Origin of the sequence: Aureimonas ureilytica, from assembly GCF_001475935.1 — a bacterium.
In the GTDB taxonomy this organism is placed as follows: Bacteria; Pseudomonadota; Alphaproteobacteria; order Rhizobiales; family Rhizobiaceae; genus Aureimonas; species Aureimonas ureilytica_A.
In genome coordinates, this window is record NZ_LDQA01000020.1 from 73525 (window position 1) to 96497 (window position 22973).

General features: G+C 64.9%; 25 protein-coding genes. 11 read left to right on the forward strand and 14 right to left on the reverse strand.

Annotation, left to right across the window (positions count from 1 at the left end):
• Nucleotides 1-51 precede the first annotated feature (51 nt).
• On the reverse strand, nucleotides 52-786 hold the full coding sequence (locus tag NS365_RS08455; protein ID WP_058599915.1) for an SOS response-associated peptidase: 735 nt from the start codon (nucleotides 784-786) through the stop codon (nucleotides 52-54).
• A gap of 76 nt (nucleotides 787-862) precedes the next feature.
• Between NS365_RS08455 and NS365_RS08460 the strand changes: the two genes are divergently transcribed.
• The 4 genes from NS365_RS08460 (at nucleotide 863) to NS365_RS08475 (ending at nucleotide 3055) form a co-directional block, all read left to right on the forward strand.
• Nucleotides 863-1303: an NUDIX domain-containing protein gene (locus NS365_RS08460; RefSeq protein WP_058599841.1), complete on the forward strand. Its 441-nt coding sequence runs from the start codon at nucleotides 863-865 to the stop codon at nucleotides 1301-1303.
• 93 nt (nucleotides 1304-1396) lie between these two features.
• Nucleotides 1397-1828, forward strand: a complete 432-nt coding sequence (locus tag NS365_RS08465; RefSeq protein WP_058599842.1) for a TIGR02301 family protein — start codon at nucleotides 1397-1399, stop codon at nucleotides 1826-1828.
• 85 nt (nucleotides 1829-1913) lie between these two features.
• Nucleotides 1914-2174, forward strand: coding sequence for a hypothetical protein (locus NS365_RS08470; protein ID WP_058599843.1), 261 nt, complete (start codon nucleotides 1914-1916; stop codon nucleotides 2172-2174).
• Between the two features lie 20 nt (nucleotides 2175-2194).
• Nucleotides 2195-3055 carry a hypothetical protein gene (locus NS365_RS08475; RefSeq protein ID WP_153003706.1) on the forward strand — a complete coding sequence of 287 codons (861 nt, stop codon included), beginning with the start codon at nucleotides 2195-2197 and terminating at the stop codon, nucleotides 3053-3055.
• Nucleotides 3056-3088: 33 nt separating this feature from the next.
• Here the strand turns inward: NS365_RS08475 and NS365_RS08480 are convergent, their stop codons facing one another.
• Complete coding sequence (locus tag NS365_RS08480) at nucleotides 3089-4429, reverse strand: dihydroorotase (RefSeq protein ID WP_430515416.1); 1341 nt, start codon at nucleotides 4427-4429, stop codon at nucleotides 3089-3091.
• 167 nt (nucleotides 4430-4596) lie between these two features.
• On the opposite strand from NS365_RS08480, the gene NS365_RS08485 reads away from it, so the two are divergent.
• The 3 genes from NS365_RS08485 to NS365_RS08495 are packed head-to-tail and all read left to right on the forward strand — an operon-like array spanning nucleotide 4597 to nucleotide 6601.
• On the forward strand, nucleotides 4597-5442 hold the full coding sequence (locus NS365_RS08485) for a YgfZ/GcvT domain-containing protein (protein ID WP_058599917.1): 846 nt from the start codon (nucleotides 4597-4599) through the stop codon (nucleotides 5440-5442).
• Nucleotides 5439-6089 (forward strand): HD family hydrolase, encoded by a 651-nt coding sequence (locus tag NS365_RS08490; RefSeq protein WP_082684509.1) that lies wholly within the window; start codon nucleotides 5439-5441, stop codon nucleotides 6087-6089. The genes NS365_RS08485 and NS365_RS08490 overlap by 4 nt, the downstream gene beginning before the upstream one ends.
• On the forward strand, nucleotides 6086-6601 hold the full coding sequence (locus tag NS365_RS08495) for a tyrosine phosphatase family protein (RefSeq protein WP_058599846.1): 516 nt from the start codon (nucleotides 6086-6088) through the stop codon (nucleotides 6599-6601). The genes NS365_RS08490 and NS365_RS08495 overlap by 4 nt, the downstream gene beginning before the upstream one ends.
• 3 nt (nucleotides 6602-6604) lie before the next feature.
• Here NS365_RS08495 and recO read toward each other — a convergent pair whose 3' ends face one another.
• The 9 genes from recO to rpoZ form a co-directional block, all read right to left on the reverse strand.
• Complete coding sequence (recO, locus tag NS365_RS08500; RefSeq protein ID WP_058599847.1) at nucleotides 6605-7336, reverse strand: DNA repair protein RecO; 732 nt, start codon at nucleotides 7334-7336, stop codon at nucleotides 6605-6607.
• A gap of 97 nt (nucleotides 7337-7433) precedes the next feature.
• Nucleotides 7434-8384, reverse strand: coding sequence for a GTPase Era (gene era / locus NS365_RS08505; RefSeq protein WP_244493545.1), 951 nt, complete (start codon nucleotides 8382-8384; stop codon nucleotides 7434-7436).
• A gap of 81 nt (nucleotides 8385-8465) precedes the next feature.
• Nucleotides 8466-9191 (reverse strand): ribonuclease III, encoded by a 726-nt coding sequence (rnc, locus tag NS365_RS08510; protein WP_058599848.1) that lies wholly within the window; start codon nucleotides 9189-9191, stop codon nucleotides 8466-8468.
• Complete coding sequence (gene lepB / locus NS365_RS08515) at nucleotides 9179-9916, reverse strand: signal peptidase I (RefSeq protein ID WP_058599919.1); 738 nt, start codon at nucleotides 9914-9916, stop codon at nucleotides 9179-9181. Before lepB ends, rnc begins: the two co-directional genes overlap by 13 nt.
• A 158-nt stretch (nucleotides 9917-10074) precedes the next feature.
• Nucleotides 10075-10482, reverse strand: coding sequence for a holo-ACP synthase (gene acpS / locus NS365_RS08520; RefSeq protein WP_058599849.1), 408 nt, complete (start codon nucleotides 10480-10482; stop codon nucleotides 10075-10077).
• Nucleotides 10482-11078 (reverse strand): DUF2062 domain-containing protein, encoded by a 597-nt coding sequence (locus NS365_RS08525; protein WP_058599850.1) that lies wholly within the window; start codon nucleotides 11076-11078, stop codon nucleotides 10482-10484. The genes acpS and NS365_RS08525 overlap by 1 nt, the downstream gene beginning before the upstream one ends.
• Nucleotides 11079-11105: 27 nt before the next feature.
• Nucleotides 11106-11684, reverse strand: coding sequence for an orotate phosphoribosyltransferase (pyrE, locus tag NS365_RS08530; RefSeq protein WP_058599851.1), 579 nt, complete (start codon nucleotides 11682-11684; stop codon nucleotides 11106-11108).
• Nucleotides 11685-11719: 35 nt separating this feature from the next.
• The gene (locus NS365_RS08535; protein ID WP_058599852.1) at nucleotides 11720-13897 is read right to left on the reverse strand and encodes a RelA/SpoT family protein; all 2178 of its coding nucleotides are present in this window, start codon (nucleotides 13895-13897) and stop codon (nucleotides 11720-11722) included.
• A 112-nt stretch (nucleotides 13898-14009) separates the two neighbouring features.
• Nucleotides 14010-14417 carry a DNA-directed RNA polymerase subunit omega gene (gene rpoZ, locus NS365_RS08540; protein WP_058599853.1) on the reverse strand — a complete coding sequence of 136 codons (408 nt, stop codon included), beginning with the start codon at nucleotides 14415-14417 and terminating at the stop codon, nucleotides 14010-14012.
• A gap of 228 nt (nucleotides 14418-14645) precedes the next feature.
• On the opposite strand from rpoZ, the gene NS365_RS08545 reads away from it, so the two are divergent.
• Both NS365_RS08545 and NS365_RS08550 read left to right on the forward strand, forming a co-directional pair.
• On the forward strand, nucleotides 14646-15242 hold the full coding sequence (locus NS365_RS08545; protein WP_058599854.1) for an NYN domain-containing protein: 597 nt from the start codon (nucleotides 14646-14648) through the stop codon (nucleotides 15240-15242).
• Nucleotides 15239-15931 carry a uracil-DNA glycosylase gene (locus NS365_RS08550; RefSeq protein WP_082684510.1) on the forward strand — a complete coding sequence of 231 codons (693 nt, stop codon included), beginning with the start codon at nucleotides 15239-15241 and terminating at the stop codon, nucleotides 15929-15931. Before NS365_RS08545 ends, NS365_RS08550 begins: the two co-directional genes overlap by 4 nt.
• A 165-nt stretch (nucleotides 15932-16096) precedes the next feature.
• On the opposite strand, the gene NS365_RS08555 is transcribed toward NS365_RS08550, so the two are convergent.
• From NS365_RS08555 to dapA, 3 genes are all read right to left on the reverse strand, one after another.
• On the reverse strand, nucleotides 16097-16681 hold the full coding sequence (locus NS365_RS08555; protein ID WP_058599921.1) for a peroxiredoxin: 585 nt from the start codon (nucleotides 16679-16681) through the stop codon (nucleotides 16097-16099).
• A 103-nt stretch (nucleotides 16682-16784) separates the two neighbouring features.
• Nucleotides 16785-17261 (reverse strand): SsrA-binding protein SmpB, encoded by a 477-nt coding sequence (smpB, locus tag NS365_RS08560; protein WP_058599855.1) that lies wholly within the window; start codon nucleotides 17259-17261, stop codon nucleotides 16785-16787.
• Nucleotides 17262-17353: 92 nt separating this feature from the next.
• Complete coding sequence (dapA, locus tag NS365_RS08565) at nucleotides 17354-18238, reverse strand: 4-hydroxy-tetrahydrodipicolinate synthase (protein ID WP_058599856.1); 885 nt, start codon at nucleotides 18236-18238, stop codon at nucleotides 17354-17356.
• Between the two features lie 320 nt (nucleotides 18239-18558).
• Between dapA and NS365_RS08570 the strand changes: the two genes are divergently transcribed.
• Together NS365_RS08570 and NS365_RS08575 are read left to right on the forward strand one after the other, a co-directional pair.
• Nucleotides 18559-20754 (forward strand): lytic transglycosylase domain-containing protein, encoded by a 2196-nt coding sequence (locus NS365_RS08570; RefSeq protein ID WP_058599922.1) that lies wholly within the window; start codon nucleotides 18559-18561, stop codon nucleotides 20752-20754.
• 212 nt (nucleotides 20755-20966) lie between these two features.
• Nucleotides 20967-22958 (forward strand): BCCT family transporter, encoded by a 1992-nt coding sequence (locus NS365_RS08575; RefSeq protein WP_058599857.1) that lies wholly within the window; start codon nucleotides 20967-20969, stop codon nucleotides 22956-22958.
• Nucleotides 22959-22973 lie beyond the last annotated feature (15 nt).

A 22973-nucleotide genomic window follows, 5' to 3' on the forward strand; every position in this document is an offset into this window, starting at 1 on the left:
GGGATGAATGGGATCGGCTATTTCATCGAAAGGCCGCATCGCGCAACAGGTTCAGAACAACGAACCTTGCGCGGGCGGCGGCTCGTTGCCCGGCTGATCGGCGCGCTCCTGCACCTCCGGCCCCATATTGGCAACGGTGTTCACGCGGTCGGACACCGGCACGGGCTCGAAAAAACCCTCCGGCGCGGGGCTCAAGAGATCAGCGACATCGCGCGGCTCGCTGTCGCGGCAGTCGAGCCAGCGTTCGGCCTCCTCGGGCGTGATCACGATCGGCATCCGCTCGTGAATGCAGCGAAGGTCCGCATTGGCGGCTGTGGTCAGGATCGTCGCCGTATCGATCTCGCTGCCATCGGGCGCGAGATAGGTCTCGCACAATCCGGCAAAGGCGATCGGGCCGGACTCAGTGGGGCGAACGAAGAACGGCGTTCCGCGCCGACCGCCATCGCGCCGCCATTCGTAGAAGCCGCTGGCGGGAACGAGGCAGCGGCGATGGCGAAACGCGGCCTTGAAGCTGTTGCGCTCATGCGCGGTCTCGGAGCGCGCGTTGAACAGAAGCGGGATGGCGGACGGGTCTTTCGTCCAGGAGGGAATGAGGCCCCAGCGCGCGAGATGGCCAATCCGGCGCACCGCGCCCTTTTCGCCGCGCCGGTGCTCGTCGGCACGCAGCACCAGAACGGGCTGCGTCGGCGCGATATTGTAGCGCGGTGGAAACGGCTCCAACGCATCCACGAGGAAGCGCTCGGAAATCGCGCGCGGAGGATCGGTCAAGGTGAAGCGGCCACACATGGAGCGCAAGGTGGCGCGCCCTTGCGCGACGCGCAAGGGCTGGCCGGACGCGGTGGCAGGCAGTAGAACTTCCCCCATGAACGCCCCCCGCCCCGTCGTCGCCGTTTCCATCTGCATCTTTCGCGGCGAGGAGGTGCTGCTCGTCCTGCGCGGCCGAGCCCCCTTCGCCGGCCTCTGGAGCCTTCCGGGCGGGCGGGTGGAGTTCGGCGAGCGGCTGGAGGATGCGGTGCGGCGCGAGGCGCTGGAGGAAACCGGCCTTCCCGTCGCGGAAGTGGCGTTCGTCCAGATTCACGAGGCGATCGATGCGCCGAACGGCGCTCACGCCGTGATCGCGGTGTTTCGCGCGCTCGCGGCGGCTTCGCCGGACACGCCCCCGCAAGCGGCCGACGATGCGGCCGACGCGCGCTTCGTGTCGCCGGCGGAGTTGGAGATACTCTCCCAAACCGGCTCGACGACGGATGGCTTGCTCGACGTCATCGCGGCGGCCCGAAAGCGTCACGGGACCGCCCCGCGATAACCTTAATGCGGGGATATTGCGGACCTGTCCCGGTGCGTCTTGCAATCTCCTTAATCCACCGGCAAACCTCGCCTCATGAGTTTCAGGCGTTCTTTGCCGTCCCTAGTTTGCGCTTTCAGTCTTCTGCTCGGCCTCGTGCCGGCCGGCGTGGCAGCGGCGCAGGACAAGAAGGCCAAGCCGGACGAGACCAAACCCGCGGCCGAGGACATCGTGAAGCCGACCAACGCCGCCTATATGAAGCCGCTCGGGCGGCTGGCGACGATTCTCGGCTCGATGCATTTCCTACGCGGGCTTTGCGGCGATGCCGATGCCGGCGTCTGGCGCGAAAAGATGGACGACATCCTGAAGGCGCAGGCGCCCAACGAGGCAGACAAGCGACTTCTGGTGGCCAGTTTCAACCAGGGCTACCGCTCCTTCGCCTCGACCTATCGAAACTGTACCCCGGCTGCGACGGTGGCCATGGAAAGATACCTCGAAGAAGGTGCGAACCTTTCGCGAGAGATCAGCGCAAGGTACGGGAATTAAGATTGCATTAAGAACGGAGCTTTGCCGCTCCGTTTCGACCCGCGCATGAGGCGCGGGGCTGAACTTGAAAGATGGAGACATCGGCATGATCGACCTGCACGGTTCCGAACTCGACGAGATGATCATCGCCGAAAAGAAACAGGTCGCCATCGAGTATCATAACGAGGCCTGGGCGGACGGAATCTCCGACGGGATCGAGACCGAGATCCTGGCCGAAACGGCGATCTCGACCGCCGTCACCGAACTCGTGCGCCGCTACGGCGAGACCGAGGTGCTCGACATGATCGATTCGCTGCGCAAGCGCATCGAATTCGGCGAGTTCCGCCACGACCGCTCCCTTCAGTAGGCCTTCCCAAGGATCTTTCCATGCGACCCCCCTCATTCCGCGTGTTTGGGCTGATGGGGGCGCTGGCCATGGCGGTCGGCGTCTCCTCCTCCGCCCTCGCCTTTTCGCAGATCACCGATCAGGACGGCGGCGCCGCCACACGGCAGGGCGGCATCGTTTCCGTGCCGCTGCCTCCGGTTCCCGGCACCGAGCCCGCGCCGCCGGCCGCACCGCCCGCGACACCGCCGGCCGAGGCTCCGCCCGCCGCCGCGCAGCCCGCGCCCAACAGCCCGCCTGCAACCGAGCGCCCGCCGGAAGCCGCTCCGCCCGCCCCGGCACAGGCCGCCCCCACAGCACCAGCCAGCGGACCTGACGCCGGCAAGGTGGCAGACCCGGACAAGGCCGCGAGCGCCCCCCCCGTCAGCGACGTTCCGCCGGCCGAGATCCTCTATGGCGAAGACAAGCTGCCCGCCCCTGTGCGCGATCTCAGGCGCAAGCTGATCGAAGCCGCCAAGACCGGCGAGATCGAAAAGCTTCGCCCGCTTCTGGAAACCGGCTCGGAAGCCACGGCCGTTTCCACCAGCGACGACGGGCAGGACCCGATCGAAATTCTCAAGAACGCCTCGGGCGACGGCCAAGGCGTCGAGCTTCTGGCGATCCTGCTCGAAACGCTTCAGGCGGGCTATGTCCGGCTCGATCCGGGCGGCGAGAACGAGCTGTATATGTGGCCCTATTTCACGCAGGTGAATCTGGAAAAGCTGACCAAGCCGCAGCTCGTGGAACTCTTCGAACTCGTGACCGCCGGCGATTACGAGCGCATGGTCGGCAACGGCTCCTATGATTTCTACCGCGTCGGCATCTCGCCCGAAGGCCGGTTCGAGTTCTTCATCGCCGGCGACTGAGCGTCGCCGGCTTTTCTGTCTCAGGTTTGCGCCTCAGGCGCGCGGCGCGAGGGTTTCCACGAAGCGCGCCGCCTCGCCCTGTGCGGTCTCGACCAGCGCCCCGTCCCACATCACGCGCCGTCCGCGCACGATCGTGCCGACCGGCCAGCCCGTGACCTCGCGCCCGTCATGCGGCGTCCATTGCGACTTGGAGCCGATCCACTCGTTGCGGATCGTCTCGCGGCGCTTGAGATCGACAATGGTGAAATCGGCGTCCCATCCGACCGCGATCCGCCCCTTGCCCGAAAGGCCGAAAATGCGCTGCGGGCCGGCCGAGGTCAGGTCCACGAAGCGCTCCAGCGACAGACGCCCCTTGGCCACATGGTCCAGCATGACCGGCACGAGCGTCTGCACGCCCGTCATGCCCGAGGGCGAGGCGGGATAGGGCTTGGCTTTTTCCTCCAGCGTATGGGGCGCATGGTCGGAGCCGAGAACATCCACGATCCCCTGCTCGATGCCGAACCAGATGCCGTCGCGATGCTTCGCGTCCCGCACGGGCGGGTTCATCTGAAGCTTGGTGCCGAGCCTGAGATAGTCGTCCGCCGTCAGCGTCAGATGATGGGGGGTCGCCTCGCAGGTCGCGTTGGTCTTGTGCTCCGCAAGGAAGAGAATCTCCTCGGCGGTCGAGATATGAAGCACATGGATGCGCGCGCCGGTCTCCTCGGCAATACGCACCAGACGCTCCGTGCATTGCAGCGCCGCCACTTCGTCGCGCCAGATCGGATGCGAAGACGGATCGTTCTCGACACGCAGGCCAAGACGCTCGCGCAGGCGGAATTCGTCTTCCGAATGGAAGGCCGCGCGGCGACGGGTGCGCTTGAGAATTTCGCGCACGCCCTCGTCGTCTTCCACAAGCAGTGAGCCCGTGGACGAGCCCATGAAGACCTTGATGCCGGCCGCACCCGGCAGGCGCTCCAGCTCGGCCACATCGGGCGCGTTCTCCCGCGTGCCGCCGACCCAGAAGGCAAAATCGCTGTGCATCCGGTGATGGCCGCGCTTCACCTTGTCGGCCAGCGCGGCCTCGCTGGTGGTGAGCGGGTCGGTATTGGGCATTTCGAAGACGCAGGTGACGCCGCCGAGAACCGCCGCGCGCGAGCCCGATTCGAGGTCTTCCTTATGCGTCGGGCCGGGCTCGCGAAAATGCACCTGGCTGTCGATCACGCCAGGCAGGATGTGCAGGCCCGTGCAGTCGATCTCCTCCCCGCCGCTGCCAGCGGGAATCGAGCCGATAAAGGCGATGCGCCCGTCGCGGATGCCGATGTCGCGGGGACCGGTCCCGTCCTGATTGACGACGGTTCCGCCTCGCAAAACCCGCTCGAACCCTTTGCTCATCATCCACTCCTTGCTTCTTGGCGCCGTTCCGTCAGATACGATCCCCACGCCTTCTAAAGGCAGTTGGGAAGCATGGACAGGCCTGTCAGGTCCGGCCTCCCAACTGTCGGGGCCGGAGCTTTCGGACGTCGAAGCTTCGATCGCCAAACGCCGCAATGGGACGCAAGCTTATGCCCTCCGCTCGCCTGACCGACCGCGCCGTGCTTATTCTGTCGGGTGCCGACGCGCAGGATTTCCTGCAAAATCTCGTGACCGCCGATCTGGGCAAGCTGACGCCGGGCGAAGTCCGCCCCGCCGCGCTGTTGATGCCTCAGGGCAAAATCCTGTTCGATTTTCTCGTGAGCCAAACGAGCGAGGCGCTGCGGCTGGACGTGGCAGCGGGCGCGCGCGGCGATCTCGCCAAGCGGCTGACGCTCTACAAGCTGCGCGCCAAGGTCGAGATCAAACCGTCGGACGAAGCCGTCGCAGCGCTTTGGGGCGAGGATTCACTCGGTCCAGAGGCTTTGATCGATCGCCGGTTTCCGGACGGCGTATTCCGACTCTATGGCGCAGCGGCCGAGGCGGCCGGAGAGGACGCAGCCGGGTTCGAGCGCCTGCGCCTGTCGCTCGGCATCGCGGAAGCCGAGCGTGACTTTCCCGCCTCCGATGTTTTCCCGCATGACGTGCTGCTTGATCAGAACGAGGGCGTTTCCTTCAAGAAGGGATGCTATGTCGGGCAGGAGGTCGTCTCCCGGATGCAGCATCGCGGCACGGCCCGCCGCCGCATCATGGTGCTGCGGGCCGAGCGGCATCTGACGCCGGGCGCGTCCATCGAAGCAGGTGGCAAATCGCTCGGCACGGTTCTCTCCGCAAGCGAATCTCTGGGCATCGGCATGATCCGGATCGACCGTCTGGCGGACGCGCTCAGGGCCGGACAGACGCTCTCGGCAGACGGCGTTCCCATCGAGGCCGAGGTGCCGGCCTGGGCGGGCTATACGCTGCCCGATGCCGGCGAAGCGGGCGACGGAGAAGCATGAGACGTCAGCCTGCGCCCCCGCGAAAAACCACGCCGCCTCGCGTTTGGCAGCGGATGTTGTCGGGCCGCCGGCTCGATCTGCTCGATCCCTCGCCGCTCGATGTCGAAATCAGCGATATCGCCCATGGGCTCGCACGCGTTGCACGCTGGAACGGCCAGACCACGGGCGATCATGCTTTCTCCGTCGCCCAGCATTCGCTGATCGTGGAAGAGATCGTGGCGAGCCACGAGCCCGATCCGCGCTGGCGCCTCGCAGCGCTCCTTCATGACGGGCCGGAATATGTGATTGGAGACATGATATCCCCGTTCAAGGCGGTGCTCGGCGGCGATTACAAGGGGATCGAAGCGCGTCTTCAGGCCGCGATCCACCGCCGCTTCGGCCTGCCCGAGCGCCTGCCCGCGCCCATCCTGCGACTGATCAAATCGGCCGATCGGCAATCGGCGCATTTCGAGGCCAAGCTTCTGGCGGGCTTCACGCCCGAAGAGGCGACCCATCTATTCGGGCAGCCCGGTTCGGGCGCGATCGATGAGGCCCGCTTTCTTCCCCTGCCCGCCTCCGACGTCGGCGCGCTCTTTCTGCGCCGCTTCGACCAGCTCGACGCCGCGCTTCGCCTCTCCTCCTCGCCGCCCGCAAAGGTGCCGTCATGACCTATCTCGTCGTCTCCTCCCTCGCCGATCTGCCCGGCACTGTCGCCACCCACGGCGCGCTCGATGTCGTCACGCTGATCAATGCCGACACGCCCGTGGAGCGCCCGAGCGGCATCGCGCCCGAGCGGCATCTGTTTCTGGGCATGAACGATATCTCCGCTCCGTCCGAAGGTCTGACCCAGCCCGGCGAAGACCATCTCGACCAGCTCTTGGAATTCGGCCTGCGATGGGACCGTCACCAACCGCTCGCCATCCATTGCTGGGCCGGCATCAGCCGCTCCACGGCGGCGGCCTATATTCTCGCGTGCGCGATCAATCCAGAGTTGGACGAGATGAAACTCGCGCAGGAACTGCGCCGCCGCGCGCCCTCGGCGACGCCCAATGCCCTTCTGGTTTCGCTGGCCGACAGCCGGCTCGGGCGGCAGGGTCGCATGATCGAGGCGATCCGATCCATCGGGCGCGGCGAGAACGCCTTCAGCGGAACGCCCTTCATCCTGCCTTTGGAAGTCTGAGACCTATCGAGCTGATAAGCCGCGCTCGATCGCGCCCAACGTGCCGTTTCGCGCCACGGGCTCATCGATCGCGCGCGGCTCCCAGACATGGCGCGCCAGAAAGAAGCGCGTCATGCGGAACCCCTCGATCAGACCGTCGCCGTCCAGCGTCTCGTCCGCGCCGACCAGAAAGCCGGGCAGCGGTAGGAGCCTGTCCTTCCAGGGCTCACCAGCCTCGCGGCTGACGGCGCGGCCGGATTTCGGCGAGACATAGACGAGATCGTCGCGCCGCCCGGATGCGGCGCATTGCTCGAGATCGAGCCCGAACCCCAGATCCTCCAGCAGCATGACCTCGAAGCGCAGCATGAGAGCGCCAGCCAGAAGCGGTGTGCCCAGATGCGAGACGATCGTCTGAATGGCGTCATAGAGGCGCGGATGCGGGTCGCGCTCGGGCAAAAGCCGGATATGGGCGGCCAGCAGCTGAATGCCGTGAAGGCCGATGGCGCTTTCCATGAGATGCGCAGCTCGGAGTTGCACGGGCTCCACCGTCATGAAGCCCAGATGCTCGTCCAGCCGCGCGCGCCATGTCGCCTCGACCTGATTGCCCGGCTGGAGAACCGGCTGAAGCTTGCGCGAGCGCCCGCCCCGCACGAGGCCGAGATGCCGGCCGCGATCGCGCGTCATGATCTCCGCAACGGCGCTGGTCTCGCCCTGGCGGCGCACGCCGAGCACGATGCCTTCCTCACGCCATTCCATGGATCAGCCTTCGAATCGAACGAGCCGCGAAACAGGAGGTTTCGCGGCTCGTCATTCGTAGAATTTAAGGTCTTGCGAACCCGGCTTCAACGTCGCGTCAGGACGAGTAGTCGAGCCCCATTTCGCGATAGCGCTCGGGATCGTCGCCCCAGTTCTCGCGCACTTTGACGAACAGAAAGAGATGCACCTTCTGCTCGGCGGCTTCGGCAATTTCCTTGCGCGCGGCCTGCCCGATCGCCTTCACCGTCTCGCCCTTGTGGCCGAGCACGATGGCCTTCTGCGAGTCGCGCTCGACATAGATCGTCTGCTCGATGCGAACCGAACCGTCCGGCCGGTTTTCCCAAAGCTCGGTCTCGACCGTCGAGGCGTAGGGCAGTTCCTGATGCAGGCGCAGGAAAAGCTTTTCGCGTGTGATCTCGGCGGCGAGCTGGCGCAGCGGCAGATCGGAAATCTGATCCTCGGGATAGTACCAAGGCCCTTCCGGGAGGCGCTGGGCGAGATAGGCCATCAGATCGTCGCAGCCCGAGCCGTTCAGAGCCGAGATCATGAAGACGCGCTCGAACTCGCCCTTGGCCGAGATTTCCTGCGTCAGGCCCAGAAGCTTCTCGCGCTTGATCTGATCCACTTTGTTCAGAAGCAGGATCTTCGGCTGCTTGACGTCCTTCAAGCGCTGAAGAATGGCCTCGACCTCTTCGCTGACGCCGCGCTGGGCATCCACGATCGGCAGGACGAGATCGGCATCCTTGGCCCCGCCCCAGGCCGTCTTGACCATGGCGCGGTCCAAGCGGCGCTTGGGGCTGAAGACGCCCGGCGTATCCACGAAGACGATCTGCGTGCGGTCGCGGATCGCAATGCCGCGCACCAGCGCGCGTGTCGTCTGCACCTTGTGCGTGACGATGGAAACCTTGGTGCCGACGAGCTGGTTGACGAGCGTCGACTTGCCGGCATTGGGCGCGCCGAGAAGCGCCACGAAGCCCGAATGGGTCGGGCCGGTCGCCGTGTCAGTGCCTTCGGTGGCAGGTTGGTCGTTCGGCAGGTCGTCGGTCAATAGGATCTCCTTGTTTCGGCCGATGCTTGACGGCCCTTTTAGCATGTCGGACGCTGCTCGGCTTCTGGCCGCAGGCGTCACTTACGATTGGGTCTTGCCGGGCTCAGACTGCCAGACGCCCTCGCGCAGGAGAATGACCTCCGCCGCGTTTTGTTCGGCGATCCGCTTGGACCGCCCGCGCCCTTCAGCCGGCTCGTAATTCGGCACGCTCGCGCGCACGGTGAAGACCGGCTCATGATCCGGCCCGCTGCGCTCGATCTGTTCATAGACGGGCGGAACGCCCGCCTGCTTGTGCGCCCATTCTTGGAGCTCGGTCTTGGGATCTCGCCGGGCTTCGGCGACTTGGCCGAAGCGCTCTTCCCAATGAGTCAGGATGAAGCTGCGCGCGACCTCCAACCCATGGTCGAGATAGATGGCGGCGATCAGCGCTTCCACGACATCGGCGCGGATATTGCGGTTGCGCCCTGCGGCCGCGCGCTTCAAATCGGCGCCGTGACGGATGAATTCCGGTAGGCCGAGATCGTCGGCCACGGCCGCGCAGGTCTCCGCGCTCACCAGCGCGTTCAGCCGCAGCGAGAGATCGCCCTCGTCCGACTGGGGAAAAAGCTGGAACAGCTTCTCGGCGATGGTGAGTCCGAGCACCCGGTCGCCCAGGAACTCCAGCCGCTCGTAGCTCGAACTCGACCCGGATTTGACGAGGCTGGAATGGGTCAGGGCGCGCTCGAGGCGCGCCCTGTCCTTGAAGGTGATACCGAGGCGCTCCTCGAGCCGGTCGAGCGCGGGGCCGGACCCTCTCACCCGAGCCATGTGAGAATCCGGCTCGGCCGCAGGCTTGTCGGCCAGCGCCAGAATTCCAGCGGCGAGGCGTCATTCTCCATCGAGAAGAAGATGACCTGCGCCTTGCCGACGAAATTCTCGAAGGGCACGTAGCCGACGTCGAAGCGGCTATCGAGCGAGTTGTCCCTGTTGTCGCCCATCATGAAATAATGATCGGGAGGCACGAGGAATTCACGCGTGTTGTCGCCGATGGAATCGGGATCGGCGTCGAGGGTCAGATAGGTCACGCCGTTCGGCAGCGTCTCGCGGAACTGCGGAATCTGCGTGCCGCCGCTGGTGACGAAGAAGCCGGCCGGGTCTTTCGGAACCGCCTGACCGTTCAGATACAGAACGCCGTCGCGCATCTGTACGCGGTCACCGGGAAGGCCGATCAGACGCTTGATATAGTCGGTCTGCGGCTCGCTCGGCTTGCGGAACACCACGACATCGCCGCGATGCGGATCGGAGGCGAGAATGCGCCCTTCGAACAGATCCGGCGAGAAGGGCAGCGAAAATTTCGAGAAGCCGTAGCTCCATTTGGAAACGAAGAGATAGTCGCCGATCAGAAGCGTCGGCATCATCGAGCCCGACGGGATCGAGAAGGGCTGAAACAGGACGGTGCGGATGACGAGCGCCAGAAGAAGCGCCTGGACGATGACCTTGATCGTCTCGCCCCAACCTTCCTTCTTCTTCTTGCCAACGGTCCGGTCGACCATGCGGAGTCCTTCCTGTTCGCCGCCCTGCCCGCGCGCCATCGGCTCGTGCCGGATGGTCTCATGCGGGAAAGGGATTCGGCCGCGGCCCCTCTCGAGGCCGCCCTATGCAACGGGCTCTGTAAAGCCTCGCCGGCCCACAGGCAATCGTTAGAGAAGCGTTAAGCGCACTCTTGCGGCAGTGCTTCGATGATGACGAAAGCCTGCGCGAGCGGAAAATCGTCCGTGATCGTCACATGGATCACGGGCCGATGGCCGGCCGGCATCAAGGCCGCCAGACGCTCGGCCGCCCCTTGCGTCAACGCCATGGTCGGCTTGCCGCCCGGCAGGTTGACGACGCCCATGTCACGCCAGAAGACGCCTTGCGACAAGCCGGTTCCCAGCGCCTTGGCGCAGGCTTCCTTGGCGGCGAAGCGCTTGGCGTAGGAGGCCGCGCGCTGAGCCCGGCGTTCGGATTTGGCCTGTTCGATCGGCGTGAAGACACGGGCGATGAAACGCTCGCCGTGCCGCTCCAGCGTTTTCTCGATGCGCCGGATATCGATCAGGTCGCTGCCGATTCCCACGATCATCAGGCGGCATCCTGCCGAATGGACGTCATCATGGCGGGACGCGGGCGCGCGGCGGCCTTTTCCTGAGCACGCCTGGCGCGGGCGGCCTGAAACGAACTCGCGCCCCAGCGAACCAGGACATAACTCACCAAGCCGAAGCCGAGCCCAAGCGGCACCGAGCCGACCAGCATGGGCTTGAGATAGGGCTCCCAGATGGCGGAAATGTTGAACTGCGCCAAGGCCGCCTGCAAACCGGGAGGCGCCTCACCGTTCGGCACCTCGGCCCGCAGCACCCAGCGCCCGACCTCGTAGGTGGAGGCCCAGATGAAGGGAAAGGTCAGCGGATTGCCGGCAAGGCACCCGAGCGCGGCGGCCGCCATGTTGCCGGCGATGCAATAGGCAAGGGCGAAGGCGAGCAGGAAGTGAAACCCGATAAGGGGCGTGAAGGTCGCGAAGACGCCCGCCGCAACACCCGCCGCGATGGCATGGGGCGTGGCGCGCAGGCGCAGAACGCGCTTCTGCATGTAGCGCAGCGAACGGCGCCAGGAGCGGCGCGGCCACAGGGCCGAGCGCACGCGCTGCAATCGAGTTTCTGGCTGGCGCCGCCGAAACAGCATCGGAATCCTAAACGTTCAGAGGAAGCGTCACAACGACCGGCTACCCGGCTTGATCGGCGCAATTGCGGCAAGCTCCGGCGGCAGATCGTCGGGATGATAGGCCGGAACCTCATATTGAGCGAGGGAAATCAGGGGGATGCCGATATCGGCCTTGCCTGCCGAACGGTCCACCACGCAGCCGGCCGCCAGAACCTCGCCACCCAGATCGCGCAGGCAGGTGATCGTTTCACGGATCGACAGGCCCGTGGTCACGATGTCTTCCACGATCACGACCCGCGCGCCTGCGGGAATTTCGAAGCGGCGCAGGCGGAACGCGCCGTTCTCACGCTCCACATAGATCGACGGAGCGCCCAGATGCCGAGAGGTCTCATAGGCCGGGATAAGGCCGCCGACCGCCGGGCCGACGATATAGTCGATCTCGCCATCCACGCTGGCGCGCAGCTTCTCGGCCAGCGCCTTACAAAGGGTCTCGGTGTAGTGCGGGTGCATGAAGACCCGCGCCTTCTGCAGGAAGATCGGGCTGCGCAGGCCCGATGTCAGAATGAAGTGCCCTTCCAGAAAGGCACCCGCCTTGCGGAAAATGTCGATGACGTCGTTCGTGTCCATATAACCCGGCCTGCCCCAGCGATTCCCTGCCGGGTTCAGCCGTTCACACGAACCACGTCGGTCACGCAAGCCTTTCCGCGCAACTGATTGATCGTTCGGGTCAGATGCTGGAGATCCCAGACCTCCAGATCCATCACCATGCTGGACACGTCGGGCGCGATCGCCGTCAGCGAGAGGCTGTGAATATTGGCGTCGTTGAGGGCGATCGTCTCGGCGATTTCGGCGAGCGCCCCCGGCTCGTTCAAGGCGCAAAGCTTGATGCGCGCGGGATAGCGCTGCGTCATCTGAGCGTCCAAATCCCAGCGCGCGTCGATCCAGCGATCGGGTACGTCGTCATAGGCCGTCAGCGCGGAAGACTGGATCGGGAAGATCGTGATCCCCTGCCCCGGCTCCAGAATACCGATGATGCGATCGCCCGGCACCGCCCCGTCCGGGTTGAAGCGCACCGGCAGGTCGCCATGCGTGAAGCCGTTGGAGCCACCTTCCAGATGGTTCGGCAGACGGAACACCATGCCGGTGCCCGACTTCAATGTGAACCAGCCGTCGCCATCCGGCTTGGCGGAGGTCTTCGTGACTCGCGTGTCCTGAAAATCCGGATGGACGGCGCGGAACACGTCGTTGGACGCCAACTCGCCGCGCCCGACGGCGGCCAGAGCATCCTCGACATCGCGATGCCCGACCTTGGACAAATAGGGTTTCAGCCCGTCGCGCGTGAAGGTCTTGCCCGCGCGCTGGAAGGTGCGCTCCAGGATCTGCTGACCCAAGCCGCAATATTGCTTACGGATGGCTAGGCGCGTCGCGCGCCGGATCGCGGCCTTGGCCTTGCCGGTTACCGCCACCGTTTCCCAAGCCGGGGGCGGTGTCGCGGCCTTGGAACGGATGATCTCGACTTCGTCGCCATTGGTGAGTTCGGTGACGACCGGCATGATGCGCCCGTCGATCTTGCAGCCGACGCAGGTGTCGCCAACGTCGGTATGAACGGCATAGGCGAAGTCGATCGGCGTCGCGCCACGCGGCAGAGCGATGAGGCGGCCTTTCGGCGTGAAGCAAAAGACCTGATCCTGAAACAGCTCCAGCCGCGTGTTCTCGAGAAACTCTTCCGGCTGATCGCCTTCGGCCAGCATCTCGACGGTGCGGCGCAGCCAGGCATAGGCCGAGGATTCGGTGGAAAGCGCGTGCTCGCCATCCTTGTAAAGTTCATGCGCCGCGATGCCGTATTCGGCGATGTGGTGCATGGCCTGCGTGCGGATCTGAAGCTCGACGCGCTGGCGCGAAGGGCCGACGATCGTCGTGTGGATCGAGCGATAGTCGTTCTGCTTCGGGATCGAGATGTAGTCCTTGAAGCGGCCGGGTACGAGCGGCCACGTCCGGTGGACGATACCGAGCGTGCGGTAGCAATCCTCTTCCGTGCCGACGAGAACGCGGAAGCCAAAAATATCGGAAAGCTGCTCCAGCGAAAGCGCCTTGCGCTGCATCTTGGAGAAGACCGAATAGGGCTTCTTCTGCCGACCGGAGACCTGCGCCTCGATCCCGTTTTCCTTCAGCTTCTCGGTCAGCGTGCGCTCGATCTCGTTGATCGTCAGCGCGTGGCGATCCATGAGTTCGGCGAGCCGGGTCGAGATGGTCTCGAAAGCCTCCGGGTTGAGATGCTTGAAGGAGAGCGTTTCCAGCTCCTCGCGCATGTCCTGCATTCCCATGCGCCCGGCGAGCGGGGCATAGATATCCATCGTCTCCTGGGCGATGCGGGCGCGCTTCTCGATCTTCATGTGATGAAGCGTGCGCATATTGTGCAGGCGATCGGCGAGCTTCACCAGAAGCACGCGGATATCGTCGGCGATGGCGAGCAGAAGCTTGCGCAGGTTCTCGGCCTGAGCGGCCTTTTTCGACACGAGGTCGAGCCGCTTCAGCTTGGTGAGCCCTTCCACCAGCTGGCCGATCTTGGCGCCGAAGAGCTGGTCGATCTCCTTGCGGGTGGCGTCCGTGTCTTCGATCGTGTCGTGCAGAAGGGCGACGGCGATGGTCGCTTCGTCGAGATGCAGCTTTGTGAGGATTGCGGCCACTTCCAGCGGATGCGAGAAGTAGGGATCGCCGTTCACGCGCATCTGTGCACCATGCTTCTGCATGGCATAGACATAGGCCCTGTTCAGAAGAGCCTCGTCGAGGTTTGGCTTGTAGGCCGCCACGCGCTCGACAAGCTCATACTGACGCATCATGACCGGACGCCGTCTCCATCTGAACCGAAAAGGGGGCGCCGACCCTGAAGTCGGCACCCCCTCTATATAGGTTGCATTGCGAAAGCCGAGAAAGGCCCAATCGCGTCGCAGATTAGAAATCTTCGTTCTTTTCCGGCGGGATGAGGCCTTCGATGCCGGCGAGAAGCTCGTCTTCCGACATGCGGTCGAAGGCGACATTGTCGTCGTCGTCCTCGGACGCGGTGATGACGCCTTCGCTCGGGCCTTCGAGCAGGGCGCTCGAGGTCGGCGCGGCGGGCTCGGGCTCGTCCACCTCGACATGCTTCTGCAGCGAGTGGATAAGGTCTTCCTTCAGATCGTCGGGCGAAAGCGTTTCGTCCGCAATCTCGCGCAGCGCGACAACCGGGTTCTTATCGTTGTCGCGATCGACCGTGATCGGCTGGCCCTGGGCGATCTGGCGCGCACGGTGGCTGGCGAGCAGGACGAGCTCAAAACGATTCTCGACCTTATCGACGCAATCTTCTACGGTGACGCGGGCCATGGCCTGTCTCCTCGGGAACGGGGGCAAGAAGCTGAACCGCCCGTGTAGTCCCTTGACAAATGAATCTCAAGGGGCAGCCATCTTTTTATGGCATTCGCATTATATTGTGCCCCATTGGCGCCATACGACTTCCGCCCTATTTTGCGTCGTATATAACGCCTTCGTGTCCCGTCCGCGGAACGGGTTTCAGGCTCCTTCGCTTCCCATCGCATTTCCGAAAGCCCCTCCATGTTCGATCCCCGCGAAAAGATCGCCCTCTTCATTGATGGAGCCAATCTCTACGCCACGTCCCGCGCGCTGGGATTCGACATCGACTACAAGAAGCTGCTGACGGCCTTCCAGAAACGCGGCTATCTTCTGCGGGCCTATTACTACACGGCGATGATCGAGGATCAGGAATACTCTTCCATCCGCCCCTTGATCGACTGGTTGGACTATAACGGTTACACCGTCGTCACCAAGCCGGCCAAGGAATTCACGGATGCCATGGGCCGGCGCAAGATCAAGGGCAATATGGACATCGAACTGGCGGTCGATGCCATGGAGCTGGCCGAGACGGTGGATCATTTCGTGCTCTTCTCGGGCGACGGCGATTTCCGCTCGCTGGTCGAGGCGCTGCAGCGCAAGGGGCGCAAGGTCTCGGTCGTCTCCACCTTGTCTTCGCAGACGCCGATGATCGCGGACGATCTGCGCCGGCAGGCCGATCATTTCATCGACCTGCGCTCGCTTCAGACCGAGATCGGGCGCAATCCGGCCGAGCGCGAGGCCCGGCTGGCCCGCCGGCTGGAAGCGGACGAGACGCTGCCCGTCGAAGACAACGATTGATCACGGGCGGTTTTCTCCTCGTGCATCCGACAGAACCCGACCAGGCCGCCCCGCCGTACGACTGCCCGATCTGTTCGCGCCTTGCGGCCTTTCGGCAGGAATGGCGCGAGCGCGAGCCGAGTTGGCACAACGGCCCCGTTCGCTCCTTCCTGCCACCAGAAGGCCAGGACAGCGTTCGGCTTCTCGTGGTGGGCCTCGCGCCGGGCGTGCGAGGGGCGAACCGCACGGGCCGGCCGTTCACGGGCGATTATGCCGGCGATCTTCTCTATGCCACGCTGAAGCGCTTCGGTTTCGCATCGGGCGAGTTCGAAGCGCGCCCCGATGACAGTCTGCGGCTCGTGGGCGCGGCGATCACCAATGCCGTGCGTTGCGTGCCGCCCGAAAACAAGCCGAACGGCCAGGAAATCAACGATTGCCGGCGCTTTCTCGTGCCGACGATCGAAAGCTTCCCGCGTCTCTCCGCGATCGTGACGCTGGGCCGCATCGCGCATGACTCGACCCTTCGCGCGCTGGGCGCGAAACCGAAGGACGCACCCTTCAGCCATGGCGGCGCGCACGAGGTCTCCGGCCGCTTCGTCGTGTCGAGCTATCATTGCTCACGCTACAACACCAATACAGGTCGGCTGACGGAAGCCATGTTCGCGGACGTCTTCGAGACCGTCGCCCGGCATCTCGGCCAGGATAGCTGAGCCCTAAGACCCGGGGACAGAACCCTGCGGCGGAGAGCCGGCAAGGGATTTTCGTTCCCGGCGAGGCGCCGAGCGAAGACGATGCAGCGCATCGGCGAGCATCGGCAACGATGATCGGGGACGGAAAGACCCGGCGGATCGACCCGAAGGGTTTTGGTCCTGGCTCTAAAGCGGGCGCGCGCGATGCGCCTCTCGCTCTTCGCTCAGCCAGTCCAGAACCTCTTCCGCGTTCTTGTCCGGCGGGAAGATCGGGTAGAAGACTTTCACGATCTCGCCGTCCCGCGCGATCATCGTCAGACGCTTGAACAGCGCGTCGCCGTCCACGTCGAAGACCGGGACATCCAGCATGTCGACCAGTTCGAGCGTGGCGTCCGACAGAAGCGGAAACGGCAGATGCAGCCGCTCCACCGCCTCGCGCTGGTAGGCCGTGGTCTGCGTGGAAATGCCGAAGACATGCGTGACATCCAGCGAGCGCAACGCCGCGAAATGATCTCGAAAACCGCAGGCCTGCGGGGTGCAGCCGCGCGCGCCGGGAATCTCGTTCCAGCCGCCGGGCAGCGGCAGGCCGGGCCGACCGGTCATGGGATAAAGATACAAAACGGCCAGCCCATTCAGCCGTGCCAGATCGACCGTGCCGCCCGACGTGGACGAGAGAGAAAGGGACGGCAGACGCCGCCCCACCAGATGCGACGCTCCGCCGTCGTCTCTCGGAGCCTCCAGCCCTTCGGGCAGAATGGTGAAGTCCGTCATCTCGCAGCCTCCCAGATGCGCCGGGGCCATGCTGAGCCGAGACGCTTCGCCGCGCAAGCGGAATATGCGTGAAGGCTGGGAGGCTGCTTGGAAACTCGGCGCGTCAGTCGCGCCCGCCCTCTTTCAGCACGCGCTGCTTCTGGCGGTTCCAGTCGCGCTCCTTCATGGTCTCGCGCTTGTCGGGCGCATTCTTGCCGCGCGCCACAGCCAGTTCGAGCTTCGCCCGTCCCTTCTCGTTGAAGTAAATCTTCAGCGGCACGAGCGTCATGCCATCGCGCTGCACCGCGCCGGCCAGCCGGTTGCGCTGGGCGGCGTGAACGAGGATCTTGCGACGGCGCTTGGGCTCGTGGTTGAAGCGATTGGCCTGGAGATATTCCGGTACGTTGGAATTGATCAGCCAGATCTCGCCGCCTTCCTCGGTCGCATAGGATTCGGCGATGGTCGCCCGCCCCTCGCGCAGCGACTTCACCTCCGTGCCTGTCAGAACGAGGCCGGCCTCAAGCGTGTCGATGATCTCGTAGTGAAAGCGCGCCTTGCGGTTTTCGGCGGCGACATTGTTTCGTGCCGGCTTCTTGGCCATGGGGTCCGTCCGGTTGCGAAACGGGGCGCCGTCAGCGCCCCGATCGTCATGAATGTGATCTCGCCTCTAGATGAGGCTGGAGAGGCCGCTCGTCAATTCAGAAGCCCGGCATGGCGCAGCGCGGCGTCGATCGCAGCCTCGGTCGAAGCCTCGATCGGAACCAGCGGAAGGCGCACCACAGCGCGGCCCTTGCCAAGGCGCGACAGGGCATATTTCGTGCCGCACAGGCCCGGCTCCATGAAGATCGCCTTGTGCAGGGGCATCAGACGATCCTGATACTCCAACGCCTTCGCAAAATCGCCGCTGAGGCAGGCGTTCTGGAACTCGGCGCACAGGCGCGGCGCGACATTGGCCGTCACCGAAATGCAGCCATGGCCGCCATGCGCGATATGGCCGAGGGCGGTGGCGTCCTCGCCCGACAGCTGGATGAAATCCGGGCCGCAGGTGATGCGCTGTTCGGACACGCGGTCGAGCTTGGCGGTCGCATCCTTGACGCCGACGATGTTGGGGAAGTCCGCCGCCAGACGGCCCATCGTCTCGGGCGTCATGTCGATCACCGAGCGGGGCGGAATGTTGTAGATGATGATGGGCTTGGTCACCGCGCGCGCCACGGCGGCATAGTGCTCGTAGAGCCCGCGCTGGGTCGGCTTGTTGTAGTAGGGCGTGACCACCAGAATGCCGTCCGCCCCCGCCTGCTCGGCCGAGCGGGCGAGGTCGATCGCCTCGATCGTATTGTTGGAGCCCGCCCCCGCGATCACGGGAACGCGGCCGGCCGCCGTCTCGATGCAAAGCTCGACCACGCGCTTGTGCTCGTCATGGGTCAGCGTCGGGCTTTCGCCGGTCGTTCCCACGGGAACGAGACCGTGCGTGCCCTCCGCGATCTGCCATTCCACGAGTTCGCGAAACGCCGCTTCGTCCACGCTGCCGTCCGTGGCAAAGGGTGTCACTAGAGCCGTCATCGAGCCCTTGAAGGTCATGTCGTCACTCCCGGCGACTGAAATAGTGAGGGGATGGTCCGCCACGCGAAGCGCGAGAATGCCGGCAGCTATCGACCATCCGCGCCGCGGCGGAGCGGCTTTTCAGCGCTCTCGCCCCCGCGCGGACGCGGCACCATAATAAAGCCGCCGAGTGGAGACAAGCGACAAGCCGTATGGCGGAAGCGCCGTCCCCCGGTCTGTGGCGTTGGGCCGACGTGCGAACCGGCATGGTTTACGAGTTCTTCATAGCGATGGTGGAAAGTTCGTTGATCTTACGCCTTTCGAGGCGTCCATGTGATGGCATTCTGACGGGATTCACCATGAGACACGCGACCCGCGCCAAGGTCCTTCTTCTGCCAGCCGTTCTGGCAGCGCTGATGGCCGGTTCAGCGAATGCGGAGTCTCTTCTCGACCGCATCCCCATGCCGAGCTTCAAGATGCCCTCGCTCGGCCTTGGCCTCGGGCGCGGGTCATCCGAGCCGGAGCCGAGCCAGGAACGCTTCGGCGCGCCGGCTCCCTCCGGCAATCCGCTGCTGCGCCAGCCCGGCGCGCCGAGCCCCGCGCCGGCTGCCGACACGATGGCCTTCACCTCCTCCATCGCGGCCATGGGCTCGCGCGTGTCCGGCATCGCGCCCATGCGCGGTGATCTGAAGGACGGGCTCGACGCAACCTGGCGCGACATTCCGCGCGCACTGGCCATTCGCGAGGGCATGGCGCCCGGCTCGCTCGACCGGCACATTCTCTCCTGGGCCATCGCCCTGCGCGGCACGACCGATGTTCCGGCCGCCGAAATCGCTCACACGGCGATGGAGCTGCGCAGCTGGCCCGGCATGAAGGTGATCCGCGCCAATCTGGAGCGCGCGCTGAACCGCGAGCGGATGCCCGCGCGCGACGTCGTGGCCGCCTTCGGGCAGGACGCGCCGCGCACGCCCGAAGGCGCGATGGCGCTTGCCCGGGCCTTTATCGAGCTGGGTCAGGCCGGCAAGGCGAAGGGCCTGATCGTGCGCTTCTGGCGTCACGAGAAGTTCGACAAGGCGACCGAAACGCAGATGCTGTCGAACTTCGGCGCGCTTCTGACGCGGGCCGATCACAAGTTCCGCATGGACATGCTGCTTTACGCCGACCGCGTGTCGGATGCGCAGCGTCTCGCGAGCCTCGCCAACGCGGAATCGCTCTTCCGCGCCCGCGCCGCCTCCATTCGCGGCGACGGCAATGCCGACGCGCTCCTGGCCAAGGTGCCGGCCAATCTGCGCTCGGACCCGAGCTACCTCTTCACCGCCGCCGAGAACCTGCGCAAGAAGGACCGGATCGAAGAGGCGGCGGCCCTGATCGAGCGCGCCCCGCGCGACCGCGACAGTCTGGTCGATGCCGACGCATGGTGGAACGAGCGGCGCATCATCTCGCGGATGCTTCTGGAGAAGGGCGACCGCAAGGCCGCCTATCGCCTCGTCGCCAACCATTCCGCCGAAGGGCAGACGGAGGCCGTCGAGGCCGAGTTCCATTCCGGCTGGTATGCGCTTCGCTATCTCAACGATCCGGCGACCGCCGCCAAGCATTTCAGCCGCATTCAGTCGATCTCCTCGCGTCCCCTGTCGCAGTCGCGCGCCCTCTATTGGCTCGGCCGTGCGGCGGAAGCGGGCGGCCCCGGCAATGCGCGCACCTATTACGAGCAGGCCGCGCGACACGGTGCGACCTTCTATGGGCAGCTGGCGGCGGCCAAGCTCGGGCGCAATCCCGGCCCGATCGCCTATCCCCGCCCATCGGACGCCGAGCGCCGCAATTTCGAGAACCGCGAGGCCGTTCGCGCCATCAAGCGTCTGGAACAGATCGGATCGGAAAGCCGGGCCGACGCGCTCTACAAGGCGCTGGCGGAAGACCTCGACAGCCCCGGCGAACTCGCCATCCTCTCCTCCATGGCGGAGCGGCGCGGCGACCATGCGCTGGCGCTCACCGTCGGAAAGACCGCCTACGGGCGCGGCGTCAACGCGCCGGCCCTGGCCTTCCCGGTCGGCGTCATTCCCGAGAGCGCCAATATCTCGGCCAGTGGCAAGGCGCTGGCCTATGCCATCGCCCGGCAGGAAAGCGCCTTCAACCCGCGCGCCAAGTCGCCGGTCGGCGCGCTCGGCCTGCTTCAGGTCATGCCGGCGACGGCCAAGGGCCTCGCCAAGAATGCCGGCCTTCCCTATTCGGACACCCGTCTCCTGAACGACACGTCCTACAACGCCCTGCTCGGCAGCCAGTATCTCGGCCAGCAGATCTCGAACTTCTCGGGCTCCTACATCCTGACCTTCGCGGCCTACAATGCCGGCCCGCGCCGGGCAAAGGAATGGATCGACCGGTTCGGCGACCCGCGCGGCCAGAGCATCGACAAGGTCGTGGATTGGATCGAGCTGATCCCCTTCACCGAGACGCGCAATTACGTTCAGCGCGTGATGGAGAATTATCAGGTCTACAAGATGCGCCTGGGCGCGGGCTTCGACATCGAGCGTGACCTGACTCAAGGCCGGCGCGGCTGATCGCCGGCAAGGCGAAAACCGATCGGGATAGCGTGGGGACAATCCTCGCGCCAAGGGCCGCGGCACCGAAGCTGCGGCTGAAAACCGTCCGATTGAGGGCAGGATTATGGCAGGGCCGGTTCCCATGACCGGATCGTCCACTAAGTCTTGATGACCAAGCTCTCGATGATCGGTCGAGGGCTTTTCGTCATGAACAAGGGACCACCTGCCTTTTGTCCGCATCCACGATCAACAAGCCGGTTTTCTTCACGGCCAGTGCCATCATCTTTTTGCTGGCGCTTTTCGGCGTCGCCGACCCGTCGGACGCCAACCGGATTTTCTCGGCTACGCAATCCTTTATTCTCGGTAGTTTCGGCTGGTTCTATCTGCTCGCCGTCGGCATTCTCGTTTTCACCGTCCTGTTTCTGGCGGTCAGCCGCTACGGCAATCTGAAGCTCGGGCCGGACGATTCCGAGCCGGAATATCGCTACGTTTCCTGGCTGGCCATGCTGTTCGCCGCCGGCATGGGCATCGGCTTGATGTTCTACGCGGTGGCCGAGCCGATCCTGCATTACTCCGTGCCACCGGAAGAAGCGCCCGGAAGCTTCGCCGCCGCGCGGCAGGCGATGTCGATCACCTTTTTTCATTGGGGCATTCACGCCTGGTCGATCTACGCGATCGTCGGTCTGTCGCTCGCCTATTTCTCGTTTCGATACAATCTGCCGCTGACGATCCGCGCCGGCTTCTACCCACTGATCCGCGAGCGCATCAGCGGGCCGATCGGCCACGCTGCCGACATCTTCGCGATCTGCGGCACAATGTTCGGCATCGCGACCTCGCTCGGCCTCGGCGTTCTCCAGATCAATGCCGGCCTCGGCTATCTCTTCGGCGTGCCGCAGACCGCGCTCGTGCAGGTGGGACTGATCGCCCTCGTCACGGCGCTCGCCACGCTGTCCGTCGTCTCCGGCCTCGACAAGGGCATCCGCCGCCTGTCGGAAGGCAATCTTCTGGTCGCCATCGTCCTGATGCTCTTCGTGCTGGCGGTCGGGCCGACGGAATTTCTGTTCCGCGCCTTTGTTCAGAACATCGGCACCTATCTCAACGACTTCGTCTCTCGGACCTTCAAGCTCTACGCCTATGAGCCGAAGAGCTGGATCAGCGACTGGACGCTCTTCTACTGGGCGTGGTGGATCTCCTGGTCGCCCTTCGTGGGAATGTTCATCGCCCGCATTTCGCGTGGGCGCACGGTGCGCGAATTCGTGATCGGCGTCCTGTTCGTGCCGTCGGCCTTCACCTTCTTCTGGATGACGGTCTTCGGCAACACGGCCATTTCGCTGGACATGGGGCCGGCTGCAGGCGCCATCTCGCGCGCGGTCGGCGCGGATATTTCCGTCTCGCTATTCCAGTTCTTCGAATATCTGCCCTGGTCTGGCGTCGCGTCGGTTCTGAGCTGCCTTCTGGTCGCAATCTTCTTCGTCACCTCGGCCGATTCCGGTTCCATGGTGATCGATACGATCGCGGCGGGCGGAAACTCCGACACGCCGACCTGGCAGCGCATCTACTGGTGCAGTCTGGAAGGGGCCGTCGCAGCAGCCCTGCTTCTGGCCGGCGGCCTCAGCGCGCTTCAGACCATGACCCTGATCAGTGCCCTGCCCTTCGCGGTGATCCTGCTTCTGCTGGCCTTCGGTCTTTTGCGGGGCATGAGAGCGGATATGGCACGGCTGGACGAGCATCGGCAGGCCCAGCCCGCCATTCGCACCCGCTCCGTCAGTTGGCAGGCCCGGCTCGCGACCATCCTCAACCACCCGACCAAAGCGAGCGTTCGGGCCTTCGTGGAGAAAACCGTTCAGCCGGCGTTGGAAGAGGTTCGACGCGAGCTGGATCGTCGCGGTCTGCAAGCTGCCGTGGAATCCGGAGAGGACGACGGCATTTCCCTGACGGTTCAAGCGGAAGGGACGCGCAACTTCGTTTACGCCGTCGCCCCGGCGGCGCGCCCGGCCATGATGTTCTCGGCCGCCGAAGCCTCGCGGCCGGAAGCGCGCCGCGAGCAGGTCTGGACCGCGCGCACCAGCTTCTCGGACGGCTCGCGCGGCTATGACGTTCTTGGCTTCAGCCGGGACGATCTGATCGCGGACGTGCTCGCGCAGTTCGAGCGCTATCGACGCCTGACTCAGGCGCCCAGCACCGCGCTCTACACGACCTCGCCCGACCCGATGCCAAGCTGATCGTTTCGCCGCCGG

Excerpts from the sequence above, each read along its gene's own strand:
- NS365_RS08460 (WP_058599841.1), top strand. The coding sequence starts at position 863 with ATGAACGCCCCCCGCCCCGTCGTCGCCGTTTCCATCTGCATCTTTCGC.
- NS365_RS08470 (WP_058599843.1), top strand. The coding sequence starts at position 1,914 with ATGATCGACCTGCACGGTTCCGAACTCGACGAGATGATCATCGCCGAA.
- recO (WP_058599847.1), bottom strand. The coding sequence starts at position 7,336 with ATGGAATGGCGTGAGGAAGGCATCGTGCTCGGCGTGCGCCGCCAGGGC.
- NS365_RS08535 (WP_058599852.1), bottom strand. The coding sequence starts at position 13,897 with ATGATGCGTCAGTATGAGCTTGTCGAGCGCGTGGCGGCCTACAAGCCA.
- dapA (WP_058599856.1), bottom strand. The coding sequence starts at position 18,238 with ATGACCTTCAAGGGCTCGATGACGGCTCTAGTGACACCCTTTGCCACG.
- NS365_RS08480 (WP_430515416.1), bottom strand. The coding sequence starts at position 4,429 with ATGATGAGCAAAGGGTTCGAGCGGGTTTTGCGAGGCGGAACCGTCGTC.
- rpoZ (WP_058599853.1), bottom strand. The coding sequence starts at position 14,417 with ATGGCCCGCGTCACCGTAGAAGATTGCGTCGATAAGGTCGAGAATCGT.
- rnc (WP_058599848.1), bottom strand. The coding sequence starts at position 9,191 with ATGGCTCGGGTGAGAGGGTCCGGCCCCGCGCTCGACCGGCTCGAGGAG.
- smpB (WP_058599855.1), bottom strand. The coding sequence starts at position 17,261 with ATGGCCAAGAAGCCGGCACGAAACAATGTCGCCGCCGAAAACCGCAAG.
- NS365_RS08525 (WP_058599850.1), bottom strand. The coding sequence starts at position 11,078 with ATGCTGTTTCGGCGGCGCCAGCCAGAAACTCGATTGCAGCGCGTGCGC.
- NS365_RS08490 (WP_082684509.1), top strand. The coding sequence starts at position 5,439 with ATGAGACGTCAGCCTGCGCCCCCGCGAAAAACCACGCCGCCTCGCGTT.
- NS365_RS08475 (WP_153003706.1), top strand. The coding sequence starts at position 2,195 with ATGCGACCCCCCTCATTCCGCGTGTTTGGGCTGATGGGGGCGCTGGCC.
- NS365_RS08555 (WP_058599921.1), bottom strand. The coding sequence starts at position 16,681 with ATGACGGACTTCACCATTCTGCCCGAAGGGCTGGAGGCTCCGAGAGAC.
- NS365_RS08570 (WP_058599922.1), top strand. The coding sequence starts at position 18,559 with ATGAGACACGCGACCCGCGCCAAGGTCCTTCTTCTGCCAGCCGTTCTG.
- pyrE (WP_058599851.1), bottom strand. The coding sequence starts at position 11,684 with ATGGACACGAACGACGTCATCGACATTTTCCGCAAGGCGGGTGCCTTT.
- NS365_RS08485 (WP_058599917.1), top strand. The coding sequence starts at position 4,597 with ATGCCCTCCGCTCGCCTGACCGACCGCGCCGTGCTTATTCTGTCGGGT.
- NS365_RS08495 (WP_058599846.1), top strand. The coding sequence starts at position 6,086 with ATGACCTATCTCGTCGTCTCCTCCCTCGCCGATCTGCCCGGCACTGTC.
- NS365_RS08455 (WP_058599915.1), bottom strand. The coding sequence starts at position 786 with ATGTGTGGCCGCTTCACCTTGACCGATCCTCCGCGCGCGATTTCCGAG.
- acpS (WP_058599849.1), bottom strand. The coding sequence starts at position 10,482 with ATGATCGTGGGAATCGGCAGCGACCTGATCGATATCCGGCGCATCGAG.
- NS365_RS08545 (WP_058599854.1), top strand. The coding sequence starts at position 14,646 with ATGTTCGATCCCCGCGAAAAGATCGCCCTCTTCATTGATGGAGCCAAT.
- lepB (WP_058599919.1), bottom strand. The coding sequence starts at position 9,916 with ATGGTCGACCGGACCGTTGGCAAGAAGAAGAAGGAAGGTTGGGGCGAG.